This is a genomic window from Bacteroidota bacterium (genome assembly GCA_018831055.1).
Taxonomy (GTDB): domain Bacteria; phylum Bacteroidota; class Bacteroidia; order Bacteroidales; family B18-G4; genus M55B132.
This window is the reverse complement of sequence record JAHJRE010000320.1, coordinates 1-2888: the sequence shown is the minus strand read 5'-3', so window position 1 is coordinate 2888 and position 2888 is coordinate 1. Positions and strand designations below refer to the sequence as shown.

The following is a 2888-nucleotide window of genomic DNA, read 5'->3' as shown; positions in this document are numbered from 1 at the left end:
GCAGGACCCGTAAGGGGCACGGTCGGGAAGGAACTTCGTATCGGGGTGTTCTTCACGGGCCTTTTCTTCCCAAGCCCTGCCATTGCCGCTTCGAAGATTCCACCCCAGAGTTGGCCCTTCCCTTTTGCCGTTTCCAAAGCGGCGGGCGCGCTAATCGCGCCTGCGCCTATAGCGCCTTGCAACCCGTAGCCGCCGCCTATCTGCGCCCCTTGTAGACCAAGCTCCGCAATCCGCTGGGCCGCGCCAAGTTCGGTTTCATACTGCGCTTGCGCGGAGGTCAGCCCTGTCGTAAGCGCCCGCTCTTCGGCCTCATAAGCCTTGAGGGCGGCCTTCTCAGCAGCGTTAAAGTTGTACTCAACGGCCAACCGCCCTAGATCAACTCCCGTCCTCGCCGCTTCGTTTCGAGCTTCAAAGAGTTTCCAGGAGTTTACCGCTGCTATATCAAACCCCCGCTGTGCTACCTTATCAAGCGCGTTCTTCATGGCCAAGGCAGCGTTCTGGCTTGCTTCAAGTTCTGTCCCTCCAGCTTCGCGCGCCCCCATAACCGCGTAGTCCGCCGCTATCTTGGTCGCCTCCCTAAGCGCGGCGACCTCCGGCTGTGTCAGCCGCGCCACCGTCTCGTAACCCCCCAGTTTTGCTTGCCATGTTGCCCGGCCCTGTTCTTCTCCGGTAACCGCGTATCCCGCCCGGCTCTCCGCAAGCGACTTGCGTGCCGCCGCCCTTACTTTCGCCGCTGCCGCCGCGCCTCTTGCCGGACTGTAGCGGCCCTGGGTGAAGGCTGCCATCTTCGCCTCGCGCGCGGCATCCTCCGCAAGTTGCGCTTCAGTCACCCGTTGAGCCGCCGCGACACCGGGAGAGAGAGCCGTAGACGGCCCCCTCTGAACTTCTGAGAACATCTGAGGGTAGAGTTCTTCAAGCGCCTTCGCAGCCGGTAAGCCCGTCCTCTCGGCGATGGCCCTAACATCTGCTCCGGCTTTTCCTGTCGCCCCTCGGAACTCAGTCCCATATTTTGTCGCCGCCTCTTTTACCTTAAGCGCGTAATCCTCTGCCGCCGCCCGTTCCTGCGGATCGGCAATCTGAGCGGCGTATCTCATCGCTGCCGCGTAGTCTTCTGCCGCCTTCACCGTCTTCTGCTCAAACTCCGGCGCCAGATAAGTAAGCCCGCCAGCAGCCCGTTCACTGGCCCTGCGCAGCGCGGATCCGGCGGTCGTCCCCGCACCTTTTATCTCGCCTACCATCCGTTCCCGCCAGTCGGCAAGCCCCCTGCCCGCTTTAAGCTGCTCCTCGATGCGCGCCTGCCCCCGGCCAGCCGCCTCCGTAGCGGCGGCCCTCGCCGCTTCTCCCACGCCCCCTATGGTCCCTGCGGCTCGGCCTGTTTGTTTCTCATACTCGCGGGATGCTCTCGCGCTTTGGAGAGCGCCAAGCACGGGCGCATACTTGCCCAGTGCGCCGCTTACCTTCGCGGCCCCGCCCAGAAATTTGCCAAAAGTGCCCCCAAGAAGCCCTCCAGCCTTCCCCAGAAGGCCCCCTACACCGGGGATCGCTAGCAGTGGCAAAACCTTTGTGGCGGTCCTCAGCCAGCTCTTAAACGGCTTCTTTGGCATTTTCAATAGCTTCTTCAGAGAGAATCCCATTTGCGGTCTCCTTATTCGCCGGTAACTACGACGAGGTTTCCCGTATTCTCGTCGTAGTAGACCGGCAGTTCCCTGCCCGTCGTATCCATGACCCGCGCGGCGACGCCAGCAGATCGGGACAATGCGCCGAGGTAGGCAGCCCACTCCGGGTCGAGCAGCTTACCAAACAAGCGAGACGGCGGAGTTATGCGAGGCTTGCGATCAAAGGCTCTCATCTCGCGGGGGCCTCCTCCGGTGTAGTAAAGGCAAGCGCATGAACTTCAGGACACTGACTTTTGAGCATCGCCGCCGAAATCTTCACCTTGGCCACTCTGCACGGAATCCCGCAGGGAAGCTCGTAAGTCACCGCCCCCAGAGTTACAGGAAGCTCTTTTGTTGTCGTTTCTTGCTTGCGGCCCCTGCCTGTCACTACAGCCGTTAAAGAAGCCGCCGCCGCCGGGTTGAGATCGACAAGCAGCTCTTCAACCACCGTATCGCGGCCCGGCATACCTAGACCCAATTCTGCCGTCTCGATAGTAAAGATCGGATTGCCTGCCCCAAAATCGGTCTCGAAAGCATCCCCGCTGCACAGCCGCACCAACTTGCGCGCTTCAGTCAGGCCGAAGACCTGGCCCCGCGCCCCATCCCGCACAATGGAGACGACCGAAAGCGCTCGTTCAAGCCCGCCTACCATACCGACAAGACGGCGGGCGACCCATGCCTTCCGCTCCGTATCGTAAATCAAAAGGCTCGGTACACCTTGATAATAGCAGTGGCAAATGTAGCGCTCCCCATCGCACCAGGCATCATGCGGTTTCGTCAGGTCAATATCTTCTTCGTTTATGGCATCCCTGCTGATATTAGCCAGGCCCGACCCATCGAAGTAGTAGAAGCCGTCACGTGCCGACCAGTAGATACCAAGGTTGTCGGAGGCGATTGTTCGATTGCTGAGGCAACCTACGGGAGCGAGAAAGATGGGTATTCTCGCTCCGGCGAGATCACCTGCCATCAGGAATGTCTCCGAATCGAAAAAGACGACCACCATCTCCCGCCATGTGGCCAGCCCGGTGATCTCCTCTCCGGTGACGGCAAATCCATCCCACTCCTCCCCATCATCCGGGTAATCCTGAACGGCAGGCCACTGGTTCGGCCAGTTGCGCGTCGAACAGGCTAGCGCCCGGGGCCGCTTCCATTCGCCCTCGATGTAGTCCAGACACGCGGCGTAGATTACATTGTTGCAGGATGCGATGAACTTGGCCGCTGGCGCTGCAAGGT

2 protein-coding genes are annotated in these 2888 nt (G+C 60.8%); both read right to left on the bottom strand.

The window, feature by feature from the left end; translation table 11 throughout:
• On the bottom strand, nt 1-1634 hold a 1634-nt coding region (locus KKA81_17345; GenBank protein MBU2652695.1), incomplete at its 3' end, for a hypothetical protein.
• A 211-nt stretch (nt 1635-1845) separates the two neighbouring features.
• A partial coding sequence (locus KKA81_17340; GenBank protein ID MBU2652694.1) for a hypothetical protein occupies nt 1846-2888 on the bottom strand: 1043 nt, incomplete at its 5' end.